Source organism: Catenibacterium mitsuokai, from assembly GCF_025148785.1.
Taxonomy (GTDB): domain Bacteria; phylum Bacillota_I; class Bacilli_A; order Erysipelotrichales; family Coprobacillaceae; genus Catenibacterium; species Catenibacterium mitsuoka.
In genome coordinates, this window is the sequence record NZ_CP102271.1 from 669,620 (window position 1) to 694,665 (window position 25,046).

The 25,046-nt window shown below is 36.3% G+C and carries 43 protein-coding genes and 1 rRNA gene; 43 read left to right on the forward strand and 1 reads right to left on the reverse strand.

Features of this window, described 5'->3' with window-relative positions; genetic code table 11:
• Positions 1-60 precede the first annotated feature (60 nt).
• The 43 genes from rrf (at position 61) to NQ499_RS03460 (ending at position 23,927) form a co-directional block, all read left to right on the forward strand.
• Positions 61-169, forward strand: a 5S ribosomal RNA gene (rrf, locus tag NQ499_RS03250).
• Positions 170-731: 562 nt separating this feature from the next.
• Entirely contained in the window at positions 732-1,040 is a 309-nt protein-coding gene (gene rpsJ / locus NQ499_RS03255; protein WP_006505622.1) for a 30S ribosomal protein S10, read from the forward strand.
• 21 nt (positions 1,041-1,061) lie between these two features.
• Entirely contained in the window at positions 1,062-1,745 is a 684-nt protein-coding gene (gene rplC, locus NQ499_RS03260; RefSeq protein ID WP_006505623.1) for a 50S ribosomal protein L3, read from the forward strand.
• A 23-nt stretch (positions 1,746-1,768) separates the two neighbouring features.
• Positions 1,769-2,392: a 50S ribosomal protein L4 gene (gene rplD / locus NQ499_RS03265; RefSeq protein WP_040389859.1), complete on the forward strand. Its 624-nt coding sequence runs from the start codon at positions 1,769-1,771 to the stop codon at positions 2,390-2,392.
• Entirely contained in the window at positions 2,392-2,685 is a 294-nt protein-coding gene (rplW, locus tag NQ499_RS03270; RefSeq protein ID WP_006505625.1) for a 50S ribosomal protein L23, read from the forward strand. Before rplD ends, rplW begins: the two co-directional genes overlap by 1 nt.
• 62 nt (positions 2,686-2,747) lie before the next feature.
• Complete coding sequence (rplB, locus tag NQ499_RS03275) at positions 2,748-3,581, forward strand: 50S ribosomal protein L2 (RefSeq protein ID WP_006505626.1); 834 nt, start codon at positions 2,748-2,750, stop codon at positions 3,579-3,581.
• 18 nt (positions 3,582-3,599) lie between these two features.
• Positions 3,600-3,872 carry a 30S ribosomal protein S19 gene (rpsS, locus tag NQ499_RS03280; RefSeq protein ID WP_006505627.1) on the forward strand — a complete coding sequence of 91 codons (273 nt, stop codon included), beginning with the start codon at positions 3,600-3,602 and terminating at the stop codon, positions 3,870-3,872.
• A gap of 19 nt (positions 3,873-3,891) precedes the next feature.
• Positions 3,892-4,224 (forward strand): 50S ribosomal protein L22, encoded by a 333-nt coding sequence (rplV, locus tag NQ499_RS03285; protein WP_006505628.1) that lies wholly within the window; start codon positions 3,892-3,894, stop codon positions 4,222-4,224.
• Positions 4,225-4,235: 11 nt separating this feature from the next.
• Entirely contained in the window at positions 4,236-4,889 is a 654-nt protein-coding gene (gene rpsC / locus NQ499_RS03290) for a 30S ribosomal protein S3 (RefSeq protein ID WP_006505629.1), read from the forward strand.
• A 2-nt stretch (positions 4,890-4,891) separates the two neighbouring features.
• Positions 4,892-5,302 carry a 50S ribosomal protein L16 gene (gene rplP / locus NQ499_RS03295; protein ID WP_006505630.1) on the forward strand — a complete coding sequence of 137 codons (411 nt, stop codon included), beginning with the start codon at positions 4,892-4,894 and terminating at the stop codon, positions 5,300-5,302.
• Between the two features lie 3 nt (positions 5,303-5,305).
• Complete coding sequence (gene rpmC / locus NQ499_RS03300) at positions 5,306-5,500, forward strand: 50S ribosomal protein L29 (protein WP_006505631.1); 195 nt, start codon at positions 5,306-5,308, stop codon at positions 5,498-5,500.
• A 10-nt stretch (positions 5,501-5,510) separates the two neighbouring features.
• A complete protein-coding gene (rpsQ, locus tag NQ499_RS03305; protein WP_006505632.1) occupies positions 5,511-5,771 on the forward strand; it encodes a 30S ribosomal protein S17 in 261 nt (86 codons plus the stop codon).
• A gap of 25 nt (positions 5,772-5,796) precedes the next feature.
• The gene (rplN, locus tag NQ499_RS03310) at positions 5,797-6,165 is read left to right on the forward strand and encodes a 50S ribosomal protein L14 (RefSeq protein ID WP_006505633.1); all 369 of its coding nucleotides are present in this window, start codon (positions 5,797-5,799) and stop codon (positions 6,163-6,165) included.
• 14 nt (positions 6,166-6,179) lie between these two features.
• A complete protein-coding gene (gene rplX / locus NQ499_RS03315; RefSeq protein ID WP_006505634.1) occupies positions 6,180-6,494 on the forward strand; it encodes a 50S ribosomal protein L24 in 315 nt (104 codons plus the stop codon).
• 18 nt (positions 6,495-6,512) lie between these two features.
• Positions 6,513-7,052, forward strand: coding sequence for a 50S ribosomal protein L5 (gene rplE, locus NQ499_RS03320; RefSeq protein WP_006505635.1), 540 nt, complete (start codon positions 6,513-6,515; stop codon positions 7,050-7,052).
• A 16-nt stretch (positions 7,053-7,068) separates the two neighbouring features.
• Positions 7,069-7,254: a type Z 30S ribosomal protein S14 gene (locus tag NQ499_RS03325; protein ID WP_003536834.1), complete on the forward strand. Its 186-nt coding sequence runs from the start codon at positions 7,069-7,071 to the stop codon at positions 7,252-7,254.
• 33 nt (positions 7,255-7,287) lie between these two features.
• Positions 7,288-7,683: a 30S ribosomal protein S8 gene (rpsH, locus tag NQ499_RS03330; protein ID WP_006505636.1), complete on the forward strand. Its 396-nt coding sequence runs from the start codon at positions 7,288-7,290 to the stop codon at positions 7,681-7,683.
• Positions 7,684-7,707: 24 nt separating this feature from the next.
• Positions 7,708-8,253: a 50S ribosomal protein L6 gene (gene rplF, locus NQ499_RS03335; RefSeq protein ID WP_006505637.1), complete on the forward strand. Its 546-nt coding sequence runs from the start codon at positions 7,708-7,710 to the stop codon at positions 8,251-8,253.
• 27 nt (positions 8,254-8,280) lie between these two features.
• The gene (gene rplR, locus NQ499_RS03340) at positions 8,281-8,637 is read left to right on the forward strand and encodes a 50S ribosomal protein L18 (RefSeq protein WP_006505638.1); all 357 of its coding nucleotides are present in this window, start codon (positions 8,281-8,283) and stop codon (positions 8,635-8,637) included.
• A gap of 15 nt (positions 8,638-8,652) precedes the next feature.
• Entirely contained in the window at positions 8,653-9,228 is a 576-nt protein-coding gene (gene rpsE, locus NQ499_RS03345) for a 30S ribosomal protein S5 (protein WP_006505639.1), read from the forward strand.
• Between the two features lie 13 nt (positions 9,229-9,241).
• Positions 9,242-9,430, forward strand: a complete 189-nt coding sequence (rpmD, locus tag NQ499_RS03350) for a 50S ribosomal protein L30 (RefSeq protein ID WP_040389860.1) — start codon at positions 9,242-9,244, stop codon at positions 9,428-9,430.
• Between the two features lie 12 nt (positions 9,431-9,442).
• On the forward strand, positions 9,443-9,883 hold the full coding sequence (gene rplO / locus NQ499_RS03355; RefSeq protein ID WP_006505641.1) for a 50S ribosomal protein L15: 441 nt from the start codon (positions 9,443-9,445) through the stop codon (positions 9,881-9,883).
• A 1-nt stretch (position 9,884) separates the two neighbouring features.
• The gene (secY, locus tag NQ499_RS03360) at positions 9,885-11,183 is read left to right on the forward strand and encodes a preprotein translocase subunit SecY (RefSeq protein WP_006505642.1); all 1,299 of its coding nucleotides are present in this window, start codon (positions 9,885-9,887) and stop codon (positions 11,181-11,183) included.
• A gap of 22 nt (positions 11,184-11,205) precedes the next feature.
• Positions 11,206-11,859, forward strand: coding sequence for an adenylate kinase (locus NQ499_RS03365; RefSeq protein ID WP_040389861.1), 654 nt, complete (start codon positions 11,206-11,208; stop codon positions 11,857-11,859).
• Entirely contained in the window at positions 11,859-12,641 is a 783-nt protein-coding gene (gene map, locus NQ499_RS03370; protein ID WP_006505644.1) for a type I methionyl aminopeptidase, read from the forward strand. The genes NQ499_RS03365 and map overlap by 1 nt, the downstream gene beginning before the upstream one ends.
• Positions 12,622-12,846 carry a translation initiation factor IF-1 gene (gene infA, locus NQ499_RS03375; protein ID WP_006505645.1) on the forward strand — a complete coding sequence of 75 codons (225 nt, stop codon included), beginning with the start codon at positions 12,622-12,624 and terminating at the stop codon, positions 12,844-12,846. Before map ends, infA begins: the two co-directional genes overlap by 20 nt.
• Positions 12,847-12,872: 26 nt before the next feature.
• Positions 12,873-12,986 carry a 50S ribosomal protein L36 gene (rpmJ, locus tag NQ499_RS03380; RefSeq protein WP_006505646.1) on the forward strand — a complete coding sequence of 38 codons (114 nt, stop codon included), beginning with the start codon at positions 12,873-12,875 and terminating at the stop codon, positions 12,984-12,986.
• 25 nt (positions 12,987-13,011) lie between these two features.
• Complete coding sequence (gene rpsM / locus NQ499_RS03385) at positions 13,012-13,377, forward strand: 30S ribosomal protein S13 (RefSeq protein ID WP_006505647.1); 366 nt, start codon at positions 13,012-13,014, stop codon at positions 13,375-13,377.
• Positions 13,378-13,392: 15 nt separating this feature from the next.
• The gene (rpsK, locus tag NQ499_RS03390; protein WP_006505648.1) at positions 13,393-13,782 is read left to right on the forward strand and encodes a 30S ribosomal protein S11; all 390 of its coding nucleotides are present in this window, start codon (positions 13,393-13,395) and stop codon (positions 13,780-13,782) included.
• Positions 13,783-13,835: 53 nt separating this feature from the next.
• Positions 13,836-14,780 carry a DNA-directed RNA polymerase subunit alpha gene (locus NQ499_RS03395; protein ID WP_006505649.1) on the forward strand — a complete coding sequence of 315 codons (945 nt, stop codon included), beginning with the start codon at positions 13,836-13,838 and terminating at the stop codon, positions 14,778-14,780.
• A gap of 21 nt (positions 14,781-14,801) precedes the next feature.
• Positions 14,802-15,164 (forward strand): 50S ribosomal protein L17, encoded by a 363-nt coding sequence (gene rplQ, locus NQ499_RS03400; protein WP_006505650.1) that lies wholly within the window; start codon positions 14,802-14,804, stop codon positions 15,162-15,164.
• Between the two features lie 183 nt (positions 15,165-15,347).
• Entirely contained in the window at positions 15,348-15,698 is a 351-nt protein-coding gene (locus NQ499_RS03405; protein ID WP_006505651.1) for a hypothetical protein, read from the forward strand.
• A 14-nt stretch (positions 15,699-15,712) separates the two neighbouring features.
• Complete coding sequence (locus tag NQ499_RS03410) at positions 15,713-16,057, forward strand: hypothetical protein (RefSeq protein WP_040389862.1); 345 nt, start codon at positions 15,713-15,715, stop codon at positions 16,055-16,057.
• A gap of 167 nt (positions 16,058-16,224) precedes the next feature.
• Positions 16,225-16,749 carry a hypothetical protein gene (locus NQ499_RS03415; protein ID WP_006505653.1) on the forward strand — a complete coding sequence of 175 codons (525 nt, stop codon included), beginning with the start codon at positions 16,225-16,227 and terminating at the stop codon, positions 16,747-16,749.
• Between the two features lie 62 nt (positions 16,750-16,811).
• The gene (locus NQ499_RS03420) at positions 16,812-17,690 is read left to right on the forward strand and encodes a MurR/RpiR family transcriptional regulator (RefSeq protein ID WP_006505654.1); all 879 of its coding nucleotides are present in this window, start codon (positions 16,812-16,814) and stop codon (positions 17,688-17,690) included.
• Positions 17,691-17,730: 40 nt separating this feature from the next.
• Positions 17,731-18,561, forward strand: coding sequence for an energy-coupling factor transporter ATPase (locus tag NQ499_RS03425; protein ID WP_006505655.1), 831 nt, complete (start codon positions 17,731-17,733; stop codon positions 18,559-18,561).
• Positions 18,537-19,388, forward strand: coding sequence for an energy-coupling factor transporter ATPase (locus NQ499_RS03430; RefSeq protein ID WP_006505656.1), 852 nt, complete (start codon positions 18,537-18,539; stop codon positions 19,386-19,388). The genes NQ499_RS03425 and NQ499_RS03430 overlap by 25 nt, the downstream gene beginning before the upstream one ends.
• Positions 19,381-20,181, forward strand: coding sequence for an energy-coupling factor transporter transmembrane component T family protein (locus NQ499_RS03435; protein WP_006505657.1), 801 nt, complete (start codon positions 19,381-19,383; stop codon positions 20,179-20,181). The genes NQ499_RS03430 and NQ499_RS03435 overlap by 8 nt, the downstream gene beginning before the upstream one ends.
• Positions 20,178-20,915: a tRNA pseudouridine(38-40) synthase TruA gene (gene truA, locus NQ499_RS03440; protein WP_006505658.1), complete on the forward strand. Its 738-nt coding sequence runs from the start codon at positions 20,178-20,180 to the stop codon at positions 20,913-20,915. Before NQ499_RS03435 ends, truA begins: the two co-directional genes overlap by 4 nt.
• A complete protein-coding gene (locus tag NQ499_RS03445; protein ID WP_006505659.1) occupies positions 20,899-21,777 on the forward strand; it encodes a PHP domain-containing protein in 879 nt (292 codons plus the stop codon). Before truA ends, NQ499_RS03445 begins: the two co-directional genes overlap by 17 nt.
• Positions 21,778-21,994: 217 nt before the next feature.
• Positions 21,995-22,429: a 50S ribosomal protein L13 gene (gene rplM / locus NQ499_RS03450; protein WP_006505660.1), complete on the forward strand. Its 435-nt coding sequence runs from the start codon at positions 21,995-21,997 to the stop codon at positions 22,427-22,429.
• A 12-nt stretch (positions 22,430-22,441) separates the two neighbouring features.
• The gene (rpsI, locus tag NQ499_RS03455) at positions 22,442-22,834 is read left to right on the forward strand and encodes a 30S ribosomal protein S9 (protein WP_006505661.1); all 393 of its coding nucleotides are present in this window, start codon (positions 22,442-22,444) and stop codon (positions 22,832-22,834) included.
• Positions 22,835-23,180: 346 nt separating this feature from the next.
• Positions 23,181-23,927 carry a TSUP family transporter gene (locus tag NQ499_RS03460; RefSeq protein ID WP_006505662.1) on the forward strand — a complete coding sequence of 249 codons (747 nt, stop codon included), beginning with the start codon at positions 23,181-23,183 and terminating at the stop codon, positions 23,925-23,927.
• 241 nt (positions 23,928-24,168) lie between these two features.
• Here the strand turns inward: NQ499_RS03460 and aguB are convergent, their stop codons facing one another.
• Positions 24,169-25,044, reverse strand: a complete 876-nt coding sequence (gene aguB, locus NQ499_RS03465) for an N-carbamoylputrescine amidase (protein ID WP_006505663.1) — start codon at positions 25,042-25,044, stop codon at positions 24,169-24,171.
• Between the last annotated feature and the right edge of the window lie 2 nt (positions 25,045-25,046).

Genomic DNA, 25,046 nt, shown 5'->3' on the forward strand with positions numbered 1-25,046 from the left:
ATTGGAAAGAGTAGAGACTAGTAGAGATGACGTATCTGGTTTTGAGGGATCCCTCGAGGATCTGGCGGCGATAGCATGATGGACACACCCGTTCCCATCCCGAACACGGAAGTTAAGCATCATAACGGCGACGATAGTGTGAAGACGCGACAATAGCAAGCTGCCAGGTCCTTTTTTTATGCCTTCCGTCAGGAGGGCTTTTTTTGTATTCACTAGTGACTCTATTATACATACCTAAACTTAATTTTTTTCTGTAACACATCTCCTGATGTTTTTTTTTTTCTATTTTCTAATATACATAACATTAATTATTATTCTATATATATAAGATGATCCTCAAAGTAATGATAAACTGACCAATAGTTAAAACATTATCATTTCTATTAATAGTTTGGATATTGATAGGATGAGACTTGCATAATCCATAAATTTGGTAAAAACCAACCATAAAAAAGAAATAATTGCATAAATTAACGCTATTATCGATATGATAGCGCATACATTTATTGTTGAAAAAGTGTTGAATTATTCAATAAAAAATTTATTAAAAAAATCAAAAAAAAGTTTAAAAAGGGCTTGATTTATCTGTTTTATTACGGTATTATATGAGCGTTGTGAAACGCGAAGATGTGCGAGGTTGCTGAAACGCTGACAGCCGTTGTCATGAACGGAAGAGTGCTCAGGGAATTCGCATTGAGCGTTGTCTAACAAATAGACAAGGAGGAATAATCATGGCAAACAACAAAATCAGAATCAGACTTAAGTCTTTTGATCACAAGATCCTAGATGCTTCTGCAGAAAAGATCGTAGCTGCAGCTAAGAAGTCTGGTGCTCAGGTAGTTGGTCCTGTACCATTACCTACAGAAAAGGAAATTTATACGATCTTAAGAGCAGTTCACAAATATAAGGATTCTCGTGAACAGTTCGAAATCAGAACTCACAAACGTTTAATCGACGTAGTGAACCCTACACCAGAAACAGTTGATGTTTTAACTAGATTAGAAGTACCAAGTGGTGTAGATATTGAAATTAAGTTATAAGAAAGGTAAAAGGTGTAACTCATGAAAGGAATCTTAGGTCGTAAGATCGGAATGACTCAAGTTTTCGCTACTGATGGTAAGTTAATCCCAGTAACAGTTATCGAAGCAACTCCAAACGTAGTTCTTCAGAAGAAGACTGTTGAAACTGATGGATACAACGCAATCCAGGTTGGTTTCGAAGACAAGAGAGAAAAGCTTGCAAACAAGCCAGAAAAAGGTGTGGTTGCTAAAGCAAACACAGCTCCTAAGCGCTTCATTAAAGAATTTCGTTTTGACGAAATGATGAGTTATGAAGTTGGACAGACAGTTTCTGTTGATAGCTTTGTAGCTGGTGAAGTAGTTGACGTAACAGGTACAAGTAAAGGTAAAGGCTATCAGGGTGTTATCAAGAGACACGGACAGCACATCGGTCCAAAGGGACATGGTTCAGGAGCTCACAGAATTGTAGGTTCTATGGGTCCAATCGCTCCAAACAGAATTGCTCCTGGTAAGAATCTTCCAGGACAGATGGGTGGAAACACAAGAACAGTTCAGAATCTTGAAATTGTTGCAGTTGATGTAGAAAAGAACGTATTACTAGTTAGCGGATCAGTACCTGGTCCTAAGAAAGGCTTAGTAGTCGTTAAGTCTGGTATCAAGGCAAACGGAAAAACAAACGAAGCTGCTGAATTAGTAAATTATGCTACTGAAGCAGTTGCAGAATAATGAAGTGGAAGGAGGAAAAACTAATGTTGAATATTGCATTATTTAATCAGAATGGTGAAAAATTAAACGATTTAGAACTTAACGAAAACGTATTCGGAATCGAACCAAATAACCAGGCAATCTTTGATGTAGTCTTACTACAGAGAGCTTCATTAAGACAGGGTACTCACAAGGTGAAGAATCGTCACGAAGTTTCAGGCGGTGGAAAGAAACCTTGGAGACAGAAGGGTACAGGACGTGCTAGACAGGGTTCTATCCGTGCACCACAGTGGCGCGGTGGAGGAATTGTCTTTGGTCCTACTCCAAGAAGCTATGACTTCAAGATTAACAAGAAAGTTAAGAATCTTGCATTAAGATCTGTATTATCACAGAAAGTAATCGATCAGGAATTAGTTGCATTAGATGCTATTGCTTTCGAAACTATCAAGACTAAGAATGTTGTTAATTTCTTAGGTAACTTCGAAAACCCAAGAAAGACATTAATCGTTGTTGATAAGTTAGAAGAAAACTTAGTATTATCTGCTAGAAACGTTCCTGGTGTTAAAGTTATCGAAGCTAGCAACGTAAACGTTTATGACGTTATGGATTGCACTAAGTTAATGATGACTGAAAAAGCTATCAAGGCAGTTGAGGAGGTACTAAAATAATGGCTCACATTACTGACGTACTAAGAAAACCTGTTTTAACTGAAAAGACTATGAAGTTAATGCAGGAAGAAAACAAATATACTTTCGATGTTGCTTTATCATCAAACAAGACTGAAATCAAACAGGCTGTAGAAGCTATGTTCAATGTTAAGGTTACTAGCGTTAACACAATCAACGTTAGAGCTAAGACTAAGAGAGTTGGTCGTTATGTTGGTAAGACTGCTAGAAGAAAGAAAGCAATCGTAACTTTAGCAGAAGGCAACAGCATCAATTTATTTGGTGAAGAAGAATAATTAACTAATTATAAACTATTGAAATGCACTCCATTTCAGATATTTAAATAGGAGGATTAAACATGCCAATTAAAGCATATAAGCCTACAAGTAACGGTCGTAGAAACATGACTGCTTTGACTAAGGAAGAAATCACTACTTCTACTCCAGAGAAGTCATTACTTGCTCCTTATAAGAAAAAGGGTGGCCGTAACAATATGGGTCAGATCACTACTAGACATCATGGTGGTGGACATAAGAGAAAATACAGAGTTATTGATTTTAAGCGTAACAAGGATGGAGTACCTGGTAAGGTTGCTTCTATCGAATACGATCCAAATAGATCTGCAAACATCGCTTTAATCAATTACGCTGATGGTGAAAAGAGATATATCCTAGCTCCTAAGGGACTAGAAGTAGGAACTGTAATTGTTTCTGGTGAAACTACTGACGTTAAAGTTGGTAACTGTATGGAAATGGGTAACATGCCTGAAGGTACTACTATCCACAATATTGAAATGCATCCTGGTAAGGGCGGACAGTTAGCTCGTTCTGCTGGTGTTTCAGCTCAGATCCTTGGTTCTGAAGAAAAATATGTAATTGTTAGACTTCAGTCTGGTGAAGTAAGAAAATTCTTAAAGAAGTGCCGTGCTACAGTTGGTGCTGTAGGTAACGAAGACCATGGTCTTGTTAATTACGGTAAAGCTGGACGTATGAGATGGAAAGGTGTTAGACCTACTGTTCGTGGTTCTGTTATGAACCCTAATGACCATCCTCATGGTGGTGGTGAAGGTAAAACTTCAATCGGTCGTAAAGCTCCACTTACACCTTGGGGTAAGAAGGCTCTTGGTGTTAAGACTAGAAACAGCAAGAAACATTCTAACAGATTGATCGTACGTCGTCGTAATGCTAAATAAGAAGGAGGATAAGTAATCATGGCAAGAAGTTTAAAAAAGGGACCTTTCGTCGATGAACATTTGATGAAAAAGGTTGAAGCATTAAATGCTGCTGGTAAAAAAGAAGTTATCAAAACTTGGTCAAGACGTTCTACTATTTTCCCTCAGTTTATTGAGCATACTTTCGCAGTATACAATGGTAAAGAACATATTCCAGTTTATGTAACAGAAGATATGGTTGGTCATAAGTTAGGAGAATTTGCTCCAACAAGAACATTCAAAGGCCACACAGCCAATGATAAGGCTGCTTAATAAATAGGAGGATTTGAACATGGAAGCAAGAGCAACAGCAAAAACTATTCGTGTATCACCTCAGAAAGCTAGATTAGTCGTTGACTTAGTCCGTGGTAAGTCAGTTAAGGAAGCACTCGGAATTCTTGAATTCACAAACAAGAGTGCTACTCCTGCTATTATCAAGGTTGTTAACTCTGCTAAGGCTAACGCTGTTAATAATGAAGGTGCAGACGAAGATAAGTTATATATCAAAAAGATTTATGTTGACGAAGGTCCAACATTAAAGAGATTCCGCGCAAGAGCTAAAGGTTCTGGAACTCAAATTTTAAAGAGAACATGCCACATCACTTGTGTGGTTGAAGAAAGATAGGAGGACGAACAATGGGTCAGAAAGTAAGTCCAGTTGGATTCCGTGTTGGTGTTAACCGTGAATGGAGTTCAAGATGGTATGCTGATAAGAAAGACTTTGCTAATTACTTATTAGAAGACGTTAAGATTCGTGAATTCTTAATGGCTAAGTTAAAGAAAGCATACGTAGCAAAGATCGATATTGAAAGATCAAAGAAACGCGTCAATATCTTTGTTCACACATCAAGACCTGGTGTAGTGATTGGTAAAGACGGAGAAGCCATTGATGCTTTAAGAAAAGAATTAATGGGTCTTATCAGTGATAAGAAAGTATTTATCAACGTAGTAGAAATTAAGAATGCTGATACTAACGCTCAGTTAGTAGCTGATAGAATCGCAGAACAGCTTGAAAACCGTGCTTCATTCAGAACAGTTCAGAAGAGAGCTATTCAGAATGCAATGAGAAACGGTGCTAAAGGTATTAAGACTTCAGTTTCAGGTCGTTTAGGCGGTGCTGATATCGCTAGAAGCGAAGGTTATTCTGAAGGTGTAGTTCCACTACATACAATCAGAGCTGACATTGATTATGCCACTGCAGAAGCTGCTACTACTTATGGTAAGCTAGGAGTTAAAGTCTGGATTTGTAAGGGAGAAATTCTTCCTGCAAAGAAGAAAGGGGATAAATAATCATGTTGATGCCTAAGAGAACAAAATATAGAAGACCTCATAGAGTTAAATATGAAGGTAAGGCTAAGGGCGGTAAGACAGTTGCTTTCGGTGACTTTGGCTTAGTAGCTCTTGATGGTGCTTGGATTACTTCAAGACAGATTGAAGCAGCCCGTATCGCAATCAACCGTCATATGAACCGTGGTGGTAAGGTTTGGATTAGAATCTTCCCACACTTAGCAAAGACTAAAAAGCCTTTGGAAGTACGTATGGGTTCAGGTAAAGGTGCTCCAGAACAGTGGGTAGCTGTAGTTAAGAAAGGCCGCGTTATGTTCGAAGTTGGTCAGATTGATGAAGCAACTGCTCGTGAAGCATTAAGACTTGCTTCTCATAAGTTACCTGTCAGATGCAAGATTATTGGAAGAGGTGAGTAACTCATGAAAGTACAAGATATTAGAAGTATTGAAACAAAAGATCTACTTGTAAAAGTAGAAGAATTCAAAAAAGAGTTATTTAGTTTAAGATTTCAGCAGGCAACTGGTCAGCTTGAAAATACTGCTCGTATCAAAGAAGTAAGAAAATCAATCGCAAAGATCAAAACAGTTATTAGAGAAAGAGAACTTGAAAAGTAGGAGAGAGATTATGGAAAGAAATAACAGAAAAGTCTATACTGGCACAGTCATCTCTACTAAGATGGACAAAACTATAACTGTACTTGTTGAAACACATGTAAAACATAAATTATACGGTAAACGTATGAATTCATCTAAGAAATTCCATGCACATGATGAAAATAATGAAGCACGTGTTGGAGATACAGTAAAGATTATGGCAACAAGACCATTATCTGCAACAAAGCGTTTCCGTTTAGTAGAAATCGTAAAGAAAGCAGAAATTATCTAATACAGTCTGAAAGGAGGTCACTACTATGATCCAGAACGAAAGTAGATTAAAAGTTGCTGACAATACAGGCGCTAAAGAAGTTTTAGTTATCAGAAACCTTGGTGGTTCAAATAGAAAGACAAGTAGCATCGGTGATATCGTTGTTGCTACTGTAAAGCAAGCGGCTCCAGGCGGAACTGTAAAGAAGGGTGAAGTCGTTAAAGCTGTTATCGTTAGAACAAGATACGGTGTTCAGCGTGAAAACGGTTCAGTAATCCGTTTCGATGATAACGCATGCGTAATCATTAAAGATGACAATACACCTAAGGGTACACGTATCTTTGGCCCAGTCGCTAGAGAGTTAAGAGATGCTGATTTCATGAAAATCGTGTCATTAGCTCCTGAAGTATTATAGGAGGAACGAAAGATATGAAATTACGTGTAGGTGATACAGTACAGGTCATTGCAGGCAGCGAAAAAGGCAAGACTGGCGAAATTCTTGCAATTAAAGGTAATAGAGTTGTCGTTGAAGGTGTCAAGAAGGTAACAAAGCATGTTAAACCTTCTCAGGCAGATCCTGAAGGCGGAATCATTACTGTAGAAGCTCCAATCGATGCTTCTAATGTTGCTTACTATGATACAAAAGCTAAGGAAATCGTAAAACTTGGCTATAAATTTGAAGATGGTAAAAAAGTACGTGTTAATAAGAAAACAGGTGCTGTAATCGAAAATAAGAAGAAATAAGGGGAAGGAGGATAATACATGAACCGTTTACAGGAACGTTATACAAACGAAATCACAAAGAACTTAATGAAGAAGTTCGGTTATGAATCTACAATGCAGATTCCTAAAATGGAAAAGATCGTTATTAATATCGGTGTTGGTGATGCAGTCAACAATTCTAAATTCTTAGAAGAAGCTGTAGAAGAATTGACATTAATCTCAGGTCAGAAGCCAATCGTTACTACTGCTAAGAAATCTATCGCTGGTTTCAAGGTACGTGAAGGTCAGGCTATCGGATGTAAAGTCACTTTACGTGGTGAAAGAATGTATGAATTCTTAGATAAGTTAGTAAGTATTTCACTTCCTCGTGTAAGAGACTTCAGAGGAGTACCTAAGAATTCATTTGATGGAAGAGGTAACTACACTTTAGGTGTTAAAGAACAGTTAATCTTCCCTGAAATTGATTTCGATAAGGTTGCAAAGTTAAGAGGTATGGATATCGTATTTGTTACTACTGCAAAGACTGACGAAGAAGGTCGCGCTTTATTAACAGAACTTGGCATGCCTTTTGCTAAATAATTAGGAGGACAGAATTATGGCAAAAACATCAATGAAAGTTAAACAGCAACGTCCTCAGAAATACAAAGTTCGTGAATATACTAGATGCGAACGTTGTGGACGCCCACATTCAGTTATTAGAAAATTCAAGTTATGCCGTATTTGCTTCAGAGAATTAGCTTATAAAGGTGAAATTCCTGGTGTTAAGAAGGCAAGCTGGTAATTTATAAGTCACATACGGAAGGAGGACATATAAATGGTTACAACAGATCCAATTGCAGATATGTTAACTAGAATTCGTAATGCGAATCAGCAGAAACATGAAACTGTTTCTATCCCTTACTCAAACCTAAAGAATGATTTAGCAAACATCTTAAAGAATGAAGGTTTTGTTACTGACTTCGTAGTAAATGAAGAAGGAAATCACAAGAATATTGTTATCACATTAAAATATAAAGGTAACGAAAGAGTTATCACTGGTTTAAAGAGAGTTTCTAAACCAGGTTTACGTCAGTATGCTAAAGTAAACGAAATTCCTAAAGTATTAAATGGTTTAGGTATCGTAGTATTATCTACTTCTCAAGGACTTATGACTGATAAAGAAGCAAGAGCTAAGAATATCGGTGGAGAAGTATTAGCTTATATCTGGTAATAAAATTATTTAGGAGGTCAAACAATGTCTCGTATTGGTAAAAAGATTATTATCGTACCTGAAGGTGTAAACGTAGACGTTGCTGCTGATAACACTGTCACTGTTACAGGTCCTAAGGGAACTCTAACAAGAAAGTTCTCTGATTTAATTACTATCGAAGTAAATGGTAATGAAATCGAATGTAAGAGACACAGTGAAGAAAAAACAAACAAGCAGTTACATGGTACAACTAGAGCTTTAATTGCAAACATGATCGAAGGCGTTAAAGATGGTTTCAGTAAGAAACTTGAAATCGTTGGTATCGGTTATAGAGCTCAGATGCAGGGTAATAAATTAGTAATGAATATTGGTTATTCACACCCAGTAGAAGTTGAAATCGAAGAAGGTGTGAAAGTTGAATGTCCATCAGCTACTGAAATCACAGTATCTGGTATCTCAAAAGAAAGAGTTGGACATGTCGCTTCAGTAATCAGAGCTTGGAAGAAGCCTGAACCATATAAGGGTAAAGGTATTAAATATTCTGATGAACATATCATCAGAAAAGAAGGTAAAACTGCTGGTAAGAAGTAGTTATAAACTAAGGAGGAAAATCGAATCATGGCAAAGAATGAATCACGCAACGTTATCCGTTTAAGACGTCATGCTAGAGTTCGTAATAAGATTTCTGGAACTCCAGAAAGACCACGTCTTAATGTGTTCCGTTCAAACTCTCATATTCATGCACAGATCATCGATGACACTAAGGGTGTAACTCTTGTATCAGCATCTTCTGTAGACATGAAGTTAGAAAATGGTTCAAACATTGAAGCAGCTGCTGCTGTTGGTGCTGAAATCGCTAAGAGAGCAATTGCTAAAAATATTGATGTAGTAGTATTCGACCGTGGTGGTTATATCTATCATGGTAGAGTAAAAGCACTTGCAGAAGCTGCAAGAGAAGCTGGATTAAAATTCTAAGAGGGAGGTCAAATAATGGAAGAACGTAAACCTAGAGAAAATTCTAGAGAAAACTCTAGAAGAGGCAATAACCCTAGAAGAAACAGAAAAAACAACAGAAGACAGAGAGCTCCTAAGGAATTCGAAACAAGAGTTGTTACTATCAACCGTGTTACTAAAGTTGTTAAGGGTGGACGTAAGATGCGTTTCGCTGCTTTAGTTGTAATCGGTGATAGAAAAGGTCGTGTTGGTTTCGGTACAGGTAAGGCTAACGAAGTACCTGATGCAATCAGAAAAGCTGAAGAAGCTGCTAAGAGAAACCTTATCACAGTTCCAAACATCAACGGTACAATCCCTCATGAAATTACTGGTAACTTTAAGTCTGGTTCAGTATTCTTAAGACCAGCTGCTAAAGGTACTGGTATCATCGCTGGTGGACCTGTCCGTGCAGTAGTTGAATTAGCAGGTTACTCTGATATCTTATCTAAGTGTCTTGGATCAAGAACTCCAATCAACATGGTAAGAGCAACAATCGAAGGTTTAGCATCATTAAAGACTGCTGAACAGGTAGCAGAATTAAGAGACATCACAGTCGAAAAGATTTATGGATAGGAGGAGCGTAAAAATGGCAGAAAATAAAAAAGTTGTGATTACGCTTGTAAAAAGCCCTATTGGTGGTAAAGAAAACCAGAAGGCTACTCTTAAAGCGTTAGGATTAAATAAAATGCATGCTTCTGTTGAAAAGTATGAAACAGAAACAATCAAAGGCATGATCAACGCAGTAAGACACCTAGTAAAAGTTGAATACAAGTAGGAGGTGTGAACAATGAAATTACATGAACTCAAATACAATGATGGCGCACGTCGTAACAGAAATCGTGTAGGTCGTGGTACAAGCTCTGGTAATGGTAAGACATCTGGTAGAGGTCAGAAAGGTCAGGGCGCTAGATCTGGTGGAGGTAAGAAACCAGGATTTGAAGGTGGACAGACTCCATTATTCATGCGCTTACCAAAGCGTGGCTTCACTAATCATAATGCTAAGGAATATGCAATCATCAACGTTGAAGACTTAAATAAGTTCGAAAACGGTGCTGTTGTTGACTTAGAAGCAGTTATGGAAGCTAAGCTAGTTAAAAAAGCATTAGACGGTTTAAAAGTCTTAGGCAGAGGCGAATTAAATGTTGCTTTAACAGTAAAGGCTAGCAAATTCTCAAAATCAGCTGTAAAGGCAATTGAAGCTGCAGGTGGAAAAACTGAGGTGATCTAAGATGCTAAACTTTTTTAAAGAAGTATTTAAAAAAGGTGAATTGCGTCGTAAGGTCGTCTTTACACTCGGCATACTATTCGTATTCCGATTAGGAGCAGGCATTGTGATTCCTTATATTGATACAAGTGCAATCACAAGTGCTGCTACCTCTTCAGGAATTTTCGGAATTATGAATATGCTTGGTGGAGGAACATTGGAGAAATTCTCATTATTTTCTTTGGGGGTTTCTCCTTATATTACATCTTCTATTATTATTGAGTTATTATCTATGGACGTTGTCCCAGCATTAACTCAGTGGAATAAAGAAGGTAATACAGGTAAAAAGAAAAAGGATAAAGTAACTCGTGTGTTAACGCTTGCATTAGCAATAATTCAAGGTGGGTCATTGACATATGCATTCGATAAGGGTTATAGTATTCTAGCGAGTAGTTCTATTTGGACATACGTCTATGTAGTTGTAGTTATGGCTGCAGGTTCTATGTTCACAATGTGGTTAGGTGATCAGATTACTATTAAAGGTGTAGGTAATGGTACTTCACTATTGATCTTCACTGGTATCGTAGCTAACCTTCCAAATAGTTTTATCTCGTCTTTTAAATCAATGGTTACATTTGGCAGCACTTATAAGACTGCAACAAGCTTAGCTTGGTACATCTTATTTGTTCTTGTATATTTAGCCATTGTTGTGTTTGTTGTATTTGAAGAGGGAGCAATTAGAAAAATTCCTATTATCTATGCAACAAATACACAGACAGTCATGCATACTAAAGAATCTACTAATCTACCAATTAAGATTAATAGTTCTTCAGTTATTCCAGTTATCTTTGCTGCATCAGTTTTAGCAGCACCAAGAACAATCATTAGTTTCATGAAGTCTACTTCTACAACTCAGATGATTGACAATATCTTGAATTATCAGAAACCTATAGGATTCGTTCTCTATATCGTTATGATTATTCTATTCACATTCTTCTATTCTAATTTACAGATCGACGCTAAGAAGATCAGTGAAGATTTAAAGAAGAGTGGTGGCGCAATTCCTGGTGTTCGTACTGGTGATGATACAAAGAAATATATCGGAACTGTCTTAAATCGTGTAACTGTGGTAGGATCTCTATTCCTAGCAATCATTGCATCTATTCCTATCATTGCTCCAGAAATCTGGAAGATGACATCAAATAATGCATTGTCTCTAGGGGGTACAGGATTGATTATCGTAACAGGAGTTGCGTTAGAAACTGTAAGAGCAATAAAAAGTATGTTGACAAGAAGAGAATATCATGGTTATATAAGAAAGTAGCAATTAGAAGGAGGAATAGGATTTGAATATTATTCTTATGGGCCCTCCTGGGGCAGGCAAAGGAACTCAGGCTAAAAAATTAGTGGAGGAGTACGGCTTGTACCAGATCTCAACTGGTGACCTTTTTAGAAAAGCTTTAAAGGAAAGAACAAAGTTCGGGGTAATTGCTAGTTATTTTATTCAGTTTGGGCATCTTGTTCCAGATGAATATACAGTTGAAATGGTAAGGGAATTCTTAAAGGAAAATATTGATTCTTTTAAGAACGGTTTTATTCTTGATGGTTTCCCAAGAACTATCATTCAGGCTAGAGAACTAGAAAGTATCGCGAAAGAATTTGGTTTTGATATTGATGCTGTCATCAATATTGACGTACCATCAGAAAAGTTAATCAAGAGACTTTCAGGTCGTAGAACTTGTAAGGATTGTGGAACCACTTATCATGTCGTTTTCAATCCACCAAAAACTGAAGGCGTATGCGACAAGTGTGGTGGAGAACTCTATCAGCGTCCTGATGAGAGCGAAGAAGCTGTACAGGTTAGACTTGATACTTATGAAAAGCAGACTAGACCACTTATTGACTATTACACAATGAAGGGCGAATTAACTAACGTTAATGGCGACCAGTCTATGGATGCTGTTTATGCAGATATCAAGAAAAATCTGGAGGCCAAATAATGATTACAATTAAGGATGAACGTGAAATTGACCTAATGAGACATGCTGGTCATGTTGTAGGTTTAGTTCATCAGGAACTCGCTAAATGGCTTAAACCGGGTTTAACAACAGAACAGGTATCTGATTTCTGTGAGAAGATTATAAGAAAGAATGGTTGTACACCATCTTTCTTAAATCTTTATAATTTTCCTGGTGCTGTTTGCACGTCTGTAAATGATGTTGTCGTTCATGGCATTCCTAACGGTTATGTATTGAAGGATGGAGATATTATCTCTGTAGATGTTGGTGCATGCTGGAAAGGATATCATGGAGATTCTGCGTGGACATTTGCGATTGGCAATGTGTCTCCCCAGGCTAAACATCTTATGGAAGTATGTGAACAGTCGCTTTATGCTGGTTTAGAACAAGTTAAACCAGGTAATAGAGTTTCTGACATTTCACATGCTGTTCAGACTTACCTTGAAAGTCATGGCTGCTCAACGCCTAGAGACTATACAGGACATGGCATTGGCACAGAGGTTCATGAAGATCCTAGCATTCCTAACTGGGGTGAACCAGGCAGAGGACCAAAACTAAGAAAAGGTATGTGTATAGCAGTTGAACCTATGGCGCATTTAGGCAAAGCCGAGGTTAAAGTAATGAGTGACGATTGGACAGTGAAGACTGCGGATCATTCATTAGCTGCGCATTATGAACATACTGTAGCTATCACCGATGATGGCTATGAAATCATGACAAAGGTACATAAGGAGTTGATCGATTTTGGCAAAGAAGAAAGATGACGTAATTGAAGTCCAGGCTACGGTCGTAGAAACATTACCAAACGCAATGTTTAAAGTCCAGCTGGATAATGGAGTAGTTATTTTAGCTCACGTTTCTGGTAAAATCCGTATGAATTACATTCGCATTTTACCAGGGGACAAAGTAACAGTAGAAATTTCTCCATATGATTTAACACGTGGGCGAATCACATTTAGACACAAATAGATCTTCCCAAAGGAGGCAGACACAAGATGAAAGTAAGACCATCTGTAAAACCAATCTGCGATAAGTGCAGAGTTATCAAGCGTAAGGGTAGAGTAATGGTAATCTGTGAAAACCCAAAGCATAAACAGAGACAAGGTTAATTATTTTTAGGAGGAACAATAGACAATGGCTCGTATAGCTGGTATTGATATCCCACGCGATAAGCGTGTGGTAGTTTCTTTAACTTATATCTATGGTATTGGTCCAACAACAGCTAAGAAAATCTTAGCAGCTGCTGGCGTTTCTGAAGATGTTAGAGTAAAGGATCTTACAGAAGAAGAAGAAACAAAAATTCGTAAAGAAGTTGAACATATTAAAACTGAAGGTGACCTTCGTAGAGAAACTCAGTTAAACATTAAGAGATTAATGGAAATTGGTTGCTACAGAGGGCTTCGCCATCGTAGAGGACTTCCAGTACGTGGACAGAGAACTAAGACTAACGCTAGAACGCGTAAAGGTAAAGCTACTCCAATTGCTGGAAAGAAGAAGTAGTAGGAGGCAGAACAAATGGCAAAACAAGTTGTACGTGGTAAAAAACGTGTAAAGAAGAATATAGCAAAAGGTATTGCTCATGTTCATTCAACATTCAACAATACAATCGTAACAGTTGCTGATGAACACGGTAACGTTATTAGCTGGTCAAGCGCTGGTGCTCTTGGATTCAAAGGTTCAAGAAAATCTACTCCATATGCTGCTCAGATGGCTGCTGAAGCTGCTGCAAAGGCATCTATGGATCATGGTATGAAATCTGTTGAAGTATGTGTAAAAGGTCCTGGTCCAGGACGTGAAGCTGCTGTTAGAGCTCTTTCAGCTGCTGGTTTAGAAGTAACTGCAATCACTGACGTTACTCCAATCCCACATAACGGATGTCGTCCACCAAAACGTCCTCGTGGATAATTTGATATATATTACTTTTATATAAAATAAATATCTCAAAGAGGAGGGAAACAATGCAAAAGTTTGAAAAAGCAAATTTCACTGTTGATACATACAATGAAGATGAAAATTATGGTAAGTTTATCATCGAACCTTTAGAAAGAGGTTTTGGTACTACTTTAGGTAACTCTTTAAGAAGAGTATTATTATCATCTATGCCAGGTGCTGCAGTATTTGCAGTAAAAATCAATGGCGCTATTCATGAATTCTCAGCAGTTGATGGTGTCTTAGAAGACGTTACAGCTATTATCTTGAATATTAAGAAATTAGTATTTGAATTAGATTCAGATGAAGATGTAACAATGGTTATTGATGTAACTGGTCCAGCTACAGTAACTGGTGCAGATATTCAATGTCCTTCTGAAGTTAAGATGATTTCTAATGATTTAGTAATTGCTCATGTTGCTGAAGGTCAGCATTTCTATATGGAAATGTATGCTCATAAAGACAGAGGTTACATGAGTGCAGATCAGAACAAGAAATACGTTAATACTATTGGCGTAATTCCAACTGATTCTATCTTCTCTCCTGTTGTAAATGTGGCATATTTAGTTGAACCAACTCGTGTTGGTCAGTCAGCAAAATATGATCAGTTAACTATGGAGATTACAACTGATGGTTCAATCAAACCTCATGAAGTTCTTGCAATTGCTGCAAAAGTATTAGTTGAACATTTAAATATGTTCGTTGAATTAACTGATCAGGCAATGAATATGGACGTTATGAGTGAAGTACAGCAAGACACAGGTAACAAGGTTCTTGATATGACTATTGAAGAACTTGACCTTTCTGTACGTTCATACAACTGCTTAAAGAGAGCAGGAATTCAGACTGTTCAAGAATTAGCTTCAAAGACTGAAGACGATATGATCAAGGTTCGTAACCTTGGTAAGAAGTCTTTAAAAGAAGTTAAAGAAAAATTAAATGAATTAGGTCTTGGTTTTAAACCAATGGACTAAGTTTGTGGAAGGAGTACACTAATGGCAAACAATAGAAAATTAGGCCGTGTATCTAGTCATAGAAAAGCTATGTTACGTAACTTAGCTACTGATGTAATCATGCATGGTAAGATTGAAACAACTGCTACTCGTGCTAAAGAAGTTCGTAAAGTAGTTGATAAATTAATCACTCTTGGTATTAGAGGAGATCTTCATGCAAGAAGACAGGCTGCTGCTATTCTTCAGAATGTAGTAGATCCAGCAACTGGAAAGACTGCTGTACAGGTTCTATTTGATGATGTTGCACCTAAGTTCAAAGGTAAGAACGGTGGTTATACTAGAGTTATCAAAACTTATAACCGTAAAGGTGACAATGCCCCAATGGCAATCATCGGATTATTCTAATCACTAAGCCCCTATGAAATCATAGGGGTTTTTATTTTCCTCTATTTTGTAAATGATATTCACAAATTCCAAAAATGTAAGTGCTTTTCTTTGTTAACTGGGTTTAAAGTACTCTTTAAATCATTGTTTAAAATTGTTCATAAGACTATGATGAACTCGTAAAGAAAAGAGGAGGAAGCAATTATGAATATAGATGTTAAAAAGATTTTAGATCAGGCAAAGGAATCATATGATCGTTATTTCAAGGATGCACCAAAATTACCAGAAAACCCTGGACAGAATGTAGTTTTTGATAAAGAAAAGATGAAAGAAATCATCAATAAAAAAGTGAATCAGCTTGAAGGACATGTCAATAACTTAAATACACTTAAGAAAGAACTTGAAGGTGAATCTGCAAAGGTTCTTAATAACACATTCCCTAAAGATAAAGAGGAATATACTAAGAAAACTGTAAATCAGATGTTAATGGATTATGAAGAAGAAAGAAAAAGAATTGATGATTTAGAAAAGAAAATCAATGAAATCAAGAAATAATGGAGGAAATAAATATGGATACTAACAAAATTATTGAAAAAGCAAAAGAATCTTATGATCGTTACTTTAAAGATGCACCAGTTTTTCCAGAAAATCATGAACAAGATGTAGTTTGTAATGCAGAAGAAATCGAAAAAGTCATTGAAAAAAAGAAAGCTCAATTAGATGGTCATGTAGAAAACCTCAATGAATTAAAGAAAGAAATCGAAGTTACAGCAACTGATAAATTAAATAAGACATTTTCTGAAGATGCTGCTGAATATGCAAAGAAAGCTGTTAATCAGATGTTGGCTGATTATGAAGAAGAGAATAACAGAATTTTAGATTTAAAGAAAAAATTAGCTTCACTTAAGAAATAATACCAGATGAATTCTGGTATTTTTTTATACCTAAATTTCATTCACACAATTTCACATTGTAAGGGAATTCATTTGTGTATGTTATTCACAAATGAAAAAATATTGTTGTATTCAATTAAATTCTTGATTATTATACAACTGTAATCGGAAAGGGGGGAGTCAATAGTATGAAATCAAACATAAAAAGCCTTCAGCAAGCTTCTTATACAAAATCCACTGACCTTCGACAAGTCAGCAAAAAGCGTCCAAAACCTTCAGCAAATCAAACTCCCACCTCCGATCACTATAATATATCTCTGCATATATTATCCACTCAGTTGAAGTGTGATGATAAAGATGAGCTTTATAAGAAGGCTATTAGTAGAGCAAAAGATTCATTCAATCGTTATTTTAATGATCAAGAACATTTAAAAGACATTGATAAAAATAACGATATACTTATAAATGTAGAAAATCTAGAGAAAACATATGATAAAAAGAAGAATCAATTAATGGGGCATATGGAAAATCTAGAAGCAATAAAAAAAGAACTAACTGAACGTGCTAAAAACAGCATAGGACATTACTTCTCAAAAGAGAAAAATCAATATTATATGGATGAAGTCGATGATCTTTATTCCAACTATCAAGAAGAACAAAGACGATTGAAAGAATTTAAACAAAAGATAGAAGACTTAAAGAAAACAGCCTAAAAGCTGTTTTCTTTGCGTTTTAGACCTCTTTTCTCTATAATGAGCGATAGAGGTGAAATAATATGATCATTCATCAAATTGAACAAACACACTTCAGTGACTCTGAAGCGCTCATTATTCAGTTTATTCTAAATAGGGGAATGGATATAAAAAACATGACCACTAAAGAAATTGCTGAAGCCACTTTCACAAGTCCTTCACTATTAGTACGTATTGCGAAGAAAATGGGTTATGCAGGCTGGAATCAGTTTAAAAAAGCATTCTTAGAAGAATTAGAATATATGTATGCTTCTCAGGATATTGATGCGTCTATTCCATTTCTTATCAGTGACGACATTTCTGTTATATCTAATAATATTTTTAAATTACACGAAGAAACAATAGAAGATACAAAACATTTAATGAAACATGATGATCTCATGAACGCATTAAAACTCTTAAGAGACGCTAAGTATATAGATATTTATACACGCCCTAATAAACAGCATCTTGCCCAATCATTTGCTCAGAAGATGTATTCTATCCAGAAACGAGTAGACACTGTTATGATCTCTGGAAATGACATGATGCAGGCTTCTATGAGCGGTCCTGACCATTGTGCTATTATTATCTCTTATTCTGGAGAAACAACTCATATACTACATCTTGCGAAAAAACTAAAGAGTAAACATACACCGATCATTGCGATTACAAGTATCTCTAAAAGTACACTTGTTAATTTATCCGATGTCAGTTTGAGAATTTCATCAAGAGAAATGCTGAATACAAAGATTGGAGACTTTGCATCCACTGAATCTATTACCTGTATTTTAGATATTCTCTATGGCTGCTATTTCTCACTCAACTATAAAGAGAATCTTAACTATAAATTAAGCATTGCCGGGGAAATAGATGACCAGTATTCAGAATATGAATATATTGATGAAACGAAAATAAAATGATACACTTAGGACACGTGTTTTAATAATTAGGAGGCTAACCATGGTTAATGCTGTAGACATAAATAATTTGAGTTTTGAGTACGAAGAAGGTGCCAAAACGATAGATCATATTTCTTTTTCTGTACCTAAAGGCAGCTATACAGTTGTATTAGGTCATAATGGTTCTGGTAAAAGTACGATTGCAAAGTTAATTATTGGTTTACTCGAACCTAAAACAGGAGACATCACAGTTGATGGAATTCATTTAGATGAAGAACATCTTTATGATGTCAGAGAAAAAGTAGGTATTGTATTCCAAAATCCTGATAACCAGTTTATTGGTTCAACAGTTAGAGATGATATCGCTTTTGGATTAGAGAACCTATGTGTTCCTACAGAAGATATGGAAGATATCATCCAGACTTATGCCAAAAAAGTCAACATGATTGAATTCCTTGATCATGAACCTACTAAACTTTCAGGAGGACAGAAGCAGCGTGTTGCAATTGCAGGAATACTTGCAATGCATCCATCTATTATTATTTTAGATGAAGCAACAAGTATGCTTGATCCTCGTGGTAAGATTGAAATCAATAACCTTGTTCATGAACTCAACAAAACTCAGAATATGACAATTCTCTCTATCACGCACGATATTGAAGAAGCAGCTCTTTCTGATCATGTGGTTCTATTAGACAATGGTCATATCATTGATGAAGGTACACCTGAGAAAGTATTAACTCAAAAAGAAGAGTTAGAACGTATTGGCCTTGACGTACCATTTGCATATAAGATTTCTAAAAAACTTCATGATTCAGGTTATCCAATCAAACCTATCATAAACAAAGAAAAGCTGGTGAAAGAATTATGTCAATTGAATTTAAAAAAGTAAATTATATATATGGAGAAAATACGCCATTTTCATATATCGCATTAAAAGATGTTTCTCTAAAAATTCCTCAGGGTTCTTTTACAGCTCTGATTGGTCATACAGGAAGTGGTAAATCAACATTGATTCAGCATATCAATGCCTTACTTCTTCCATCAAATGGTGAAGTAGATATTGATGAATTTGTGATTCGTGCTGGAGAAAAACCTGAAGTTCTAAAACCACTAAGAAAAAAAGCAGGATTAGTCTTCCAGTTTCCAGAATATCAGTTATTCGAAGAAACAATCGAAAAAGATATCATCTTCGGGCCAATGAACTTCGGTATGTCTGAAGAAGACGCCAAAGAACGTGCACATAAGGTATTGAATCTTGTTGGCTTAGATGAAAGTTATCTTGAAAGATCCCCATTTGAATTATCAGGTGGACAAAAAAGAAGGGTGGCTATTGCAGGTATACTTGCAATGGAGCCAGATATTCTTGTACTAGATGAACCAACAGCGGGCTTAGATCCACAAGGCGCTAAAGAAATGCTGGAACTATTCAAGAAATTCCAGGAAAGTGGTAAGACAGTTATCATGGTCTCTCATGATATGAACCATGTCTTAAAATATTGCGATCATGTTGTTGTCATGAATCATGGTGAAGTAGAACGTTATTGTGGGGTTGATGAACTCTTTAGTGAAAGAGACTATCTTGAATCAATGAGCATCGATTTACCTGTTATTACTGATTTCATTCAGGAACTCAATATGGGAGGTTTCCATATCAACCCATCTATCAAAGATATAGATGAATTAGTTAACGCAATAGGAGGAGAATACAATGGATAGTATGATTATTGGACGTTATCTTCCTCTTAACTCTTTTATACATAAAAGAGATCCACGTTTAAAAATAGGTCTTCTTTTATTATTCTTAATAGCTGTTTTCTTTGATGCAGGCTTTATCGGCTACGGTATCTTAGCTGCTTATGTCATTCTCTGCCTGATTCTTTCTAAAATTTCATTTAAGGATGTTATGAAGGCAATGAAACCAATGATTGTTATGATGTTATTCCTTGCCCTATTCAATCTCTTATTCTTGAATACAGGTTCTGTTGTATGTACTCTAGGACCCGTTAAAATCTATTCTGGCGCCTTAAAGCAGACTGCCTACATTCTGATTCGTCTAGTCTTGATTATCTCTATGACAACTCTTCTAACAGCCTGTACAAAGCCATTAGACTTAACACTTGGTTTAGAAAAACTCTTTGGTCCACTCAAGAAGGTTGGTTTTCCAACTCATGAAATCGCAATGATGATTTCTATCGCTTTACGTTTCATTCCTACACTATTAGAAGAAACACAAAGAATCATGAAAGCACAGGCCTCTAGAGGTGTTGATTTCCAGGAAGGTACATTTAAAGAGAAGGTATCAGCCATTGTCTCTTTAATTATTCCATTATTCATCTCTGCATTTATGCGTGCAGATGATCTCGCAAACGCTATGGAAAGTAGAAACTATAACCCAGAAGCAACAAGAACACGTTACCATCAGGTGAAGTGGAATTTAGGTGATACACTTTCTCTTGTTTTCTCACTTGTTGTCATTTCGAGTGTTATAGCTTTGAGTTTTATACTATGAGAATAAAATGTATTGTGACTTATGATGGCACACACTTCTATGGCTGGCAGATTCAGCCAGATAAACGGACAGTACAGGAAGAAATACAAAAAGCCATTTATAAGATCACTCATGAAGAAGTCACAATTCATTCATCAGGAAGAACAGATGCAGGTGTCCATGCTGTAGGCCAGGTATTCCATTTTGATATCAATAAAGAAATACCTGAAAAACAATGGATCCGTGCTTTAAACAATTTCCTCCCTGATGATATCTATATCAAGGATTCATTCATAGTTGATGAATCTTTTCATGCACGCTATAGTGCAAAGAAGAAAGAATATCGTTATCTTGTTTCTACAAAACCTTATAATCCAATAGAGAGACTCTATGTCTATCAGCACAATCGTTCATTAGATATAGAAGCTATGAGGGAGTGTGCAAAGATCTTTTTAGGAGAACATGATTTTGCCTCATTTTGTGTCTTTAATGGTTTAGGAGATACAATCCGTGTTATAGAAACAATTGATATACAAGAAAAAGACGGTATTGTAACAATGCGATTTATTGGGAATGGATTCCGTCGTTACATGGTACGTCTTATAACAGGCGCACTTATACAAGTAGGATCCCACTGGCGTACAAAGGAATTTGTAGAAGACCTGCTTAACTCAAAGGGAAAGAAGAAATGTTTATTTAAGGCAAAGCCAGAAGGCCTTTATTTACAGGAAGTTTATTATGAAGAAAATGATTAACTATCATACCCATACATATCGCTGTGGACATGCATTAGGTAATGAATATGAAATGGTAGAAGCGGCACTGCATGAAGGTTATCAGGAATTAGGAATGAGTTGTCATATTGCTTTACCTCATTACCGTTCTCATCTTCTTCATTCACTGACTTCTATTCGTTCATTACAGGGATTAAAATCATGTATAGGTGCCTTCTTAAGAAATGGTCCTAAGATGCGTATGCCTTATAATGAAAAACAAGATTATCTAAATGCACTTGATTACTGTCAGAAGCATTTCCATTATATAAAGATATATAAGGGATTTGAGGCGGAATACTTTGAAGACTATCTAGATTATTATCAGAGTCTATTAGACTCCGGAGAAGTCGATTATTTAATTCTAGGACATCATTTTCATAAGCATAGTATTCATGACTGTTACTATGGTAGAAAGAATCTTAAGAAGAAAGATCTGCTGCATTATGCTGAAGAATTAGAAAAAGCAATGGATACAGGACTTTTTTCCTATGTAGCACATCCAGATCTCTTTTTAATGGGATATGGAAAAATAGATGATGTCAGCAAAGAAGTCATCTTACGTATATGTAAGAAGGCCAAAGCAACTAACACACCTCTAGAACTTAATGCAGGAGGCGTACGTAAGGGTAAAGTGAAGATGAATGGGAAGGACGTCTATCCTTATGCCAATGCCTATTTCTTCCAGATTGCCTCAATGATAGGCAATGATATTATTCTTGGATTAGATGCTCATTCACCAGATCAGCTCAGCTACGAGATGTATCATTATCTAGAAAAGTTGGCTGAAGAATATCATCTTCACGTTCTTAATCACATTGAATTCAAGAAAGGAAAACAATAGAAAAATTCAAGAGAATTTTTCTTTTAATCATTGACAAAAGTGCGTGTGTTGCTATAATAAGATTGTTCTGTTCAAGGGGTATTATACCTTGATACAAGAATGCATGAGTTTGTTTGTTCAGGAAACAGTCTGACCCTTATCAACGGACAATACGTTTCCCTGGATAAAATCATTTTAAAAAGACCCCGGTAAGGTTATTTTAAAAGGAGAAAAAAGAATGAGACAAACAACAATGGCTAAAGAAGCCACAATTGAAAGAAAATGGTATGTTGTAGATGCAACTGGTCTTACATTAGGTCGTTTAGCATCTCAGGTTGCTACAGTATTAAGAGGTAAGAACAAGCCTACTTATACTCCACATGTAGACACTGGTGACTATGTAGTTATCATCAATGCAGAAAAAGTAGTAATGACAGGTAAGAAGTTAGACAAGGTGAAGTACTATCACCATTCTGGATTCTTAGGTGGTTTAAAAGTTAAAACTGCTAGACAGTTCCAGGAACAGAATCCAACTGGATTCGTAGAAACTGCCATCAAAGGTATGCTTCCACACAACACTCTTGGCAGACAGCAGGCTAAGAAATTATTTGTTTATGCTGGTAGTGAACATCCACATGCTGCTCAGAAACCAGTAGAATTAAAGTTAAAGTAGGAGGAAGAATAAATGGCAAACGTACAGTACAGAGGAACAGGTCGTAGAAAATCTTCAGTAGCTCGTGTTATCTTAACACCAGGTACTGGTAAATGCGAAATCAACGGTAAGGCTGCTAAGGAATACCTTCCTTCAGACGTATTATTAATGATCGTTGACCAGCCATTAGAATTAACTGGTACAAAGGATAAGTTCGATGTAAAAGTTAATGTTAATGGTGGAGGTATCTCAGGTCAGGCTGGTGCTATCCGTCATGGTATCGCAAGAGCTTTACTTGAAGCTGGTTCTGATTACAGACCAACATTAAAGGCTGCTGGCTTATTAACTCGTGATTCAAGAGTTAAAGAACGTAAGAAATACGGTCTTAAAAAAGCAAGACGTGCTCCACAGTTCTCAAAGAGATAATATTATTTATCACTTATTACAAGAGACATTCAAGAACTCCCTTTTGGGAGTTTTTGTTTTACTTTAAAATGAGCCTTATAATGGGCTCTATTTTAATTACATATTAGTATAATATTTATTTAGGAAGTAAATATAGATTGTTAGAATAGAGTTTGTTGTCGTGAATTATTTGGAAATTGTCAGACACCATCTAGCAAATTAAATCAGAGTCATTACTATGTATATATACAACGAATCATATAAGATGCTTCTCAGATAAAAAGGTAGTTTACATCTCTTTCCTAAATCGCTACAATAGGAAATCGAGGTATTTACCTCTTATATCTTATGTAAAGGAAAAGGGAAAATGGGGATTTATTTCATTGTATGTCCGTTAGTATTTCTAGCGGGCTTTGTAGATTCAATTGCAGGTGGTGGAGGTCTGATTTCACTTCCAGCCTATATGTTTGCAGGAATACCAGTACATGCTGCAATTGCGACAAATAAGCTGTCATCATCAACAGGCACAGTTGTATCGACTGCAAGACTTATTAAGAATAAAAAAGTAGATTGGGGATTTGTACCAGGAACAGTTATTGGCGCACTCATTGGTTCTGTCGCAGGCGCAAATCTTACACTCATTATGAGTGATCATATTCTAAAGATGGTACTAGTTGTTCTTTTACCAGTTGTCGCAATCTGTGTATTAAAAGATAAGAACATGGATGTAGAAGTTCCAGTGGGAATGACAAAGACTAAACAATATTTGATTGCGATTGCATGCTCATTTGTGATTGGCTGCTATGATGGATTCTATGGTCCAGGAACAGGCACATTCTTATTACTTGTATTTACTAAGTTTGCGAAGATGCCAATAGATAAGGCGACAGGAAATGTAAAGGTAGTAAATCTATCTTCCAACATTTCAGCATTAGTTACATTTATCTTAGCAGGAAAGATCCTATGGGGATTAGGACTTGCTGCTTCATGCTTTAGTATTGCAGGACATTATGTAGGTGCTGGAATGGTTGTGAATAACGGTTCTAAGATTATTAAACCAGTCATTCCAATTGTATTAGTATTATTAATGATTAAAGTTGTATCAGGAATATAGTGTGAAAAGGACTGAACCCAATAATGGATTCAGTCCTTTATATATGTTTTCTTATTGAACATTATTTACTTTAATAGAAAAATAAGGTAATATATGTTTACGTTGTGAGAGGACCTGCGCGCCTCTCATTTTTTATTTCTAAAAATAATGTATGAAATAGTTGAATTGATATTTTGCAAGGTAAATGCGAGGTGTTGCGAGGTTATAAAAAAAAGAAGGATTTACATCCTTCTCAAATAGTTTATTTCTTTGTCATTACGATATAAGTCTCAGGACGTCTATCTCTGAACAATCCCCAAGATAAACGTTCCTCTTTCAATACATCTAAATCAAACTCTCCATAAAGTATTGTCTCTTCCTGTTTTGCTGAGACAATAATATCTCCTGTTGCATCCGCAATAAAAGAACAACCATAAAAATCTAAAGAAGAAGATTGTCCGGCATTTTCTTTACAAGGTTCAACTGTTTCTACTCCAATACGATTTGCAGCCACTACAGGCATTAAATTAGCGGCTGCATGACCCTGCATCACACGTCTCCAATGACCACTGCTATTAACATCTAGAATAGGTTCACTACCAATGGCAGTAGGGTAGAGTAACATCTCTGCACCCTGTACAGCCATACATCTGGCTGTTTCAGGAAACCATTGATCCCAGCAGATGCCTACACCAATACAACCAAAACGTGTATCAAATACTTTAAAACTAGTGTCACCAGGAGTGAAATAGAACTTCTCCTGATAAAAATGATCATCAGGAATATGTGTTTTTCTATAAATACCTAACACACTTCCATCGGCATCAATCATTGCTACAGTATTAAAGAGACGATCTATATCTCTTTCATAGAAGCTCACAGGAATGACTACACCTAATTCCTTTGCGACTTCTTTAAAACGATTCACGGCAGGATTTTTTTCAAGAGGTAATGCATAATCATAATAGTCATAGCGTTTCTCCTGACAGAAATACTGACGTTCAAATAATTCAGGAAGCAGAATGATATTGGCATCATTGTCTGCTGCCTCTCTTACCATCTTTTCTGCTTTATTAATATTTTCTTGTACATCTTTACTGCATGAAAACTGTAATGCAGCAACTTTGACTTGTCTCATAT

Excerpts from the sequence above, each read along its gene's own strand:
- rpsJ (WP_006505622.1), top strand. The coding sequence starts at position 732 with ATGGCAAACAACAAAATCAGAATCAGACTTAAGTCTTTTGATCACAAG.
- rplC (WP_006505623.1), top strand. The coding sequence starts at position 1,062 with ATGAAAGGAATCTTAGGTCGTAAGATCGGAATGACTCAAGTTTTCGCT.
- rplD (WP_040389859.1), top strand. The coding sequence starts at position 1,769 with ATGTTGAATATTGCATTATTTAATCAGAATGGTGAAAAATTAAACGAT.
- rplW (WP_006505625.1), top strand. The coding sequence starts at position 2,392 with ATGGCTCACATTACTGACGTACTAAGAAAACCTGTTTTAACTGAAAAG.
- rplB (WP_006505626.1), top strand. The coding sequence starts at position 2,748 with ATGCCAATTAAAGCATATAAGCCTACAAGTAACGGTCGTAGAAACATG.
- rpsS (WP_006505627.1), top strand. The coding sequence starts at position 3,600 with ATGGCAAGAAGTTTAAAAAAGGGACCTTTCGTCGATGAACATTTGATG.
- rplV (WP_006505628.1), top strand. The coding sequence starts at position 3,892 with ATGGAAGCAAGAGCAACAGCAAAAACTATTCGTGTATCACCTCAGAAA.
- rpsC (WP_006505629.1), top strand. The coding sequence starts at position 4,236 with ATGGGTCAGAAAGTAAGTCCAGTTGGATTCCGTGTTGGTGTTAACCGT.
- rplP (WP_006505630.1), top strand. The coding sequence starts at position 4,892 with ATGTTGATGCCTAAGAGAACAAAATATAGAAGACCTCATAGAGTTAAA.
- rpmC (WP_006505631.1), top strand. The coding sequence starts at position 5,306 with ATGAAAGTACAAGATATTAGAAGTATTGAAACAAAAGATCTACTTGTA.
- rpsQ (WP_006505632.1), top strand. The coding sequence starts at position 5,511 with ATGGAAAGAAATAACAGAAAAGTCTATACTGGCACAGTCATCTCTACT.
- rplN (WP_006505633.1), top strand. The coding sequence starts at position 5,797 with ATGATCCAGAACGAAAGTAGATTAAAAGTTGCTGACAATACAGGCGCT.
- rplX (WP_006505634.1), top strand. The coding sequence starts at position 6,180 with ATGAAATTACGTGTAGGTGATACAGTACAGGTCATTGCAGGCAGCGAA.
- rplE (WP_006505635.1), top strand. The coding sequence starts at position 6,513 with ATGAACCGTTTACAGGAACGTTATACAAACGAAATCACAAAGAACTTA.
- NQ499_RS03325 (WP_003536834.1), top strand. The coding sequence starts at position 7,069 with ATGGCAAAAACATCAATGAAAGTTAAACAGCAACGTCCTCAGAAATAC.
- rpsH (WP_006505636.1), top strand. The coding sequence starts at position 7,288 with ATGGTTACAACAGATCCAATTGCAGATATGTTAACTAGAATTCGTAAT.
- rplF (WP_006505637.1), top strand. The coding sequence starts at position 7,708 with ATGTCTCGTATTGGTAAAAAGATTATTATCGTACCTGAAGGTGTAAAC.
- rplR (WP_006505638.1), top strand. The coding sequence starts at position 8,281 with ATGGCAAAGAATGAATCACGCAACGTTATCCGTTTAAGACGTCATGCT.
- rpsE (WP_006505639.1), top strand. The coding sequence starts at position 8,653 with ATGGAAGAACGTAAACCTAGAGAAAATTCTAGAGAAAACTCTAGAAGA.
- rpmD (WP_040389860.1), top strand. The coding sequence starts at position 9,242 with ATGGCAGAAAATAAAAAAGTTGTGATTACGCTTGTAAAAAGCCCTATT.
- rplO (WP_006505641.1), top strand. The coding sequence starts at position 9,443 with ATGAAATTACATGAACTCAAATACAATGATGGCGCACGTCGTAACAGA.
- secY (WP_006505642.1), top strand. The coding sequence starts at position 9,885 with ATGCTAAACTTTTTTAAAGAAGTATTTAAAAAAGGTGAATTGCGTCGT.
- map (WP_006505644.1), top strand. The coding sequence starts at position 11,859 with ATGATTACAATTAAGGATGAACGTGAAATTGACCTAATGAGACATGCT.
- rpmJ (WP_006505646.1), top strand. The coding sequence starts at position 12,873 with ATGAAAGTAAGACCATCTGTAAAACCAATCTGCGATAAGTGCAGAGTT.
- rpsM (WP_006505647.1), top strand. The coding sequence starts at position 13,012 with ATGGCTCGTATAGCTGGTATTGATATCCCACGCGATAAGCGTGTGGTA.
- rpsK (WP_006505648.1), top strand. The coding sequence starts at position 13,393 with ATGGCAAAACAAGTTGTACGTGGTAAAAAACGTGTAAAGAAGAATATA.
- NQ499_RS03395 (WP_006505649.1), top strand. The coding sequence starts at position 13,836 with ATGCAAAAGTTTGAAAAAGCAAATTTCACTGTTGATACATACAATGAA.
- rplQ (WP_006505650.1), top strand. The coding sequence starts at position 14,802 with ATGGCAAACAATAGAAAATTAGGCCGTGTATCTAGTCATAGAAAAGCT.
- NQ499_RS03405 (WP_006505651.1), top strand. The coding sequence starts at position 15,348 with ATGAATATAGATGTTAAAAAGATTTTAGATCAGGCAAAGGAATCATAT.
- NQ499_RS03410 (WP_040389862.1), top strand. The coding sequence starts at position 15,713 with ATGGATACTAACAAAATTATTGAAAAAGCAAAAGAATCTTATGATCGT.
- NQ499_RS03415 (WP_006505653.1), top strand. The coding sequence starts at position 16,225 with ATGAAATCAAACATAAAAAGCCTTCAGCAAGCTTCTTATACAAAATCC.
- NQ499_RS03420 (WP_006505654.1), top strand. The coding sequence starts at position 16,812 with ATGATCATTCATCAAATTGAACAAACACACTTCAGTGACTCTGAAGCG.
- NQ499_RS03425 (WP_006505655.1), top strand. The coding sequence starts at position 17,731 with ATGGTTAATGCTGTAGACATAAATAATTTGAGTTTTGAGTACGAAGAA.
- NQ499_RS03430 (WP_006505656.1), top strand. The coding sequence starts at position 18,537 with ATGTCAATTGAATTTAAAAAAGTAAATTATATATATGGAGAAAATACG.
- NQ499_RS03435 (WP_006505657.1), top strand. The coding sequence starts at position 19,381 with ATGGATAGTATGATTATTGGACGTTATCTTCCTCTTAACTCTTTTATA.
- truA (WP_006505658.1), top strand. The coding sequence starts at position 20,178 with ATGAGAATAAAATGTATTGTGACTTATGATGGCACACACTTCTATGGC.
- NQ499_RS03445 (WP_006505659.1), top strand. The coding sequence starts at position 20,899 with ATGAAGAAAATGATTAACTATCATACCCATACATATCGCTGTGGACAT.
- rplM (WP_006505660.1), top strand. The coding sequence starts at position 21,995 with ATGAGACAAACAACAATGGCTAAAGAAGCCACAATTGAAAGAAAATGG.
- rpsI (WP_006505661.1), top strand. The coding sequence starts at position 22,442 with ATGGCAAACGTACAGTACAGAGGAACAGGTCGTAGAAAATCTTCAGTA.
- NQ499_RS03460 (WP_006505662.1), top strand. The coding sequence starts at position 23,181 with ATGGGGATTTATTTCATTGTATGTCCGTTAGTATTTCTAGCGGGCTTT.
- aguB (WP_006505663.1), bottom strand. The coding sequence starts at position 25,044 with ATGAGACAAGTCAAAGTTGCTGCATTACAGTTTTCATGCAGTAAAGAT.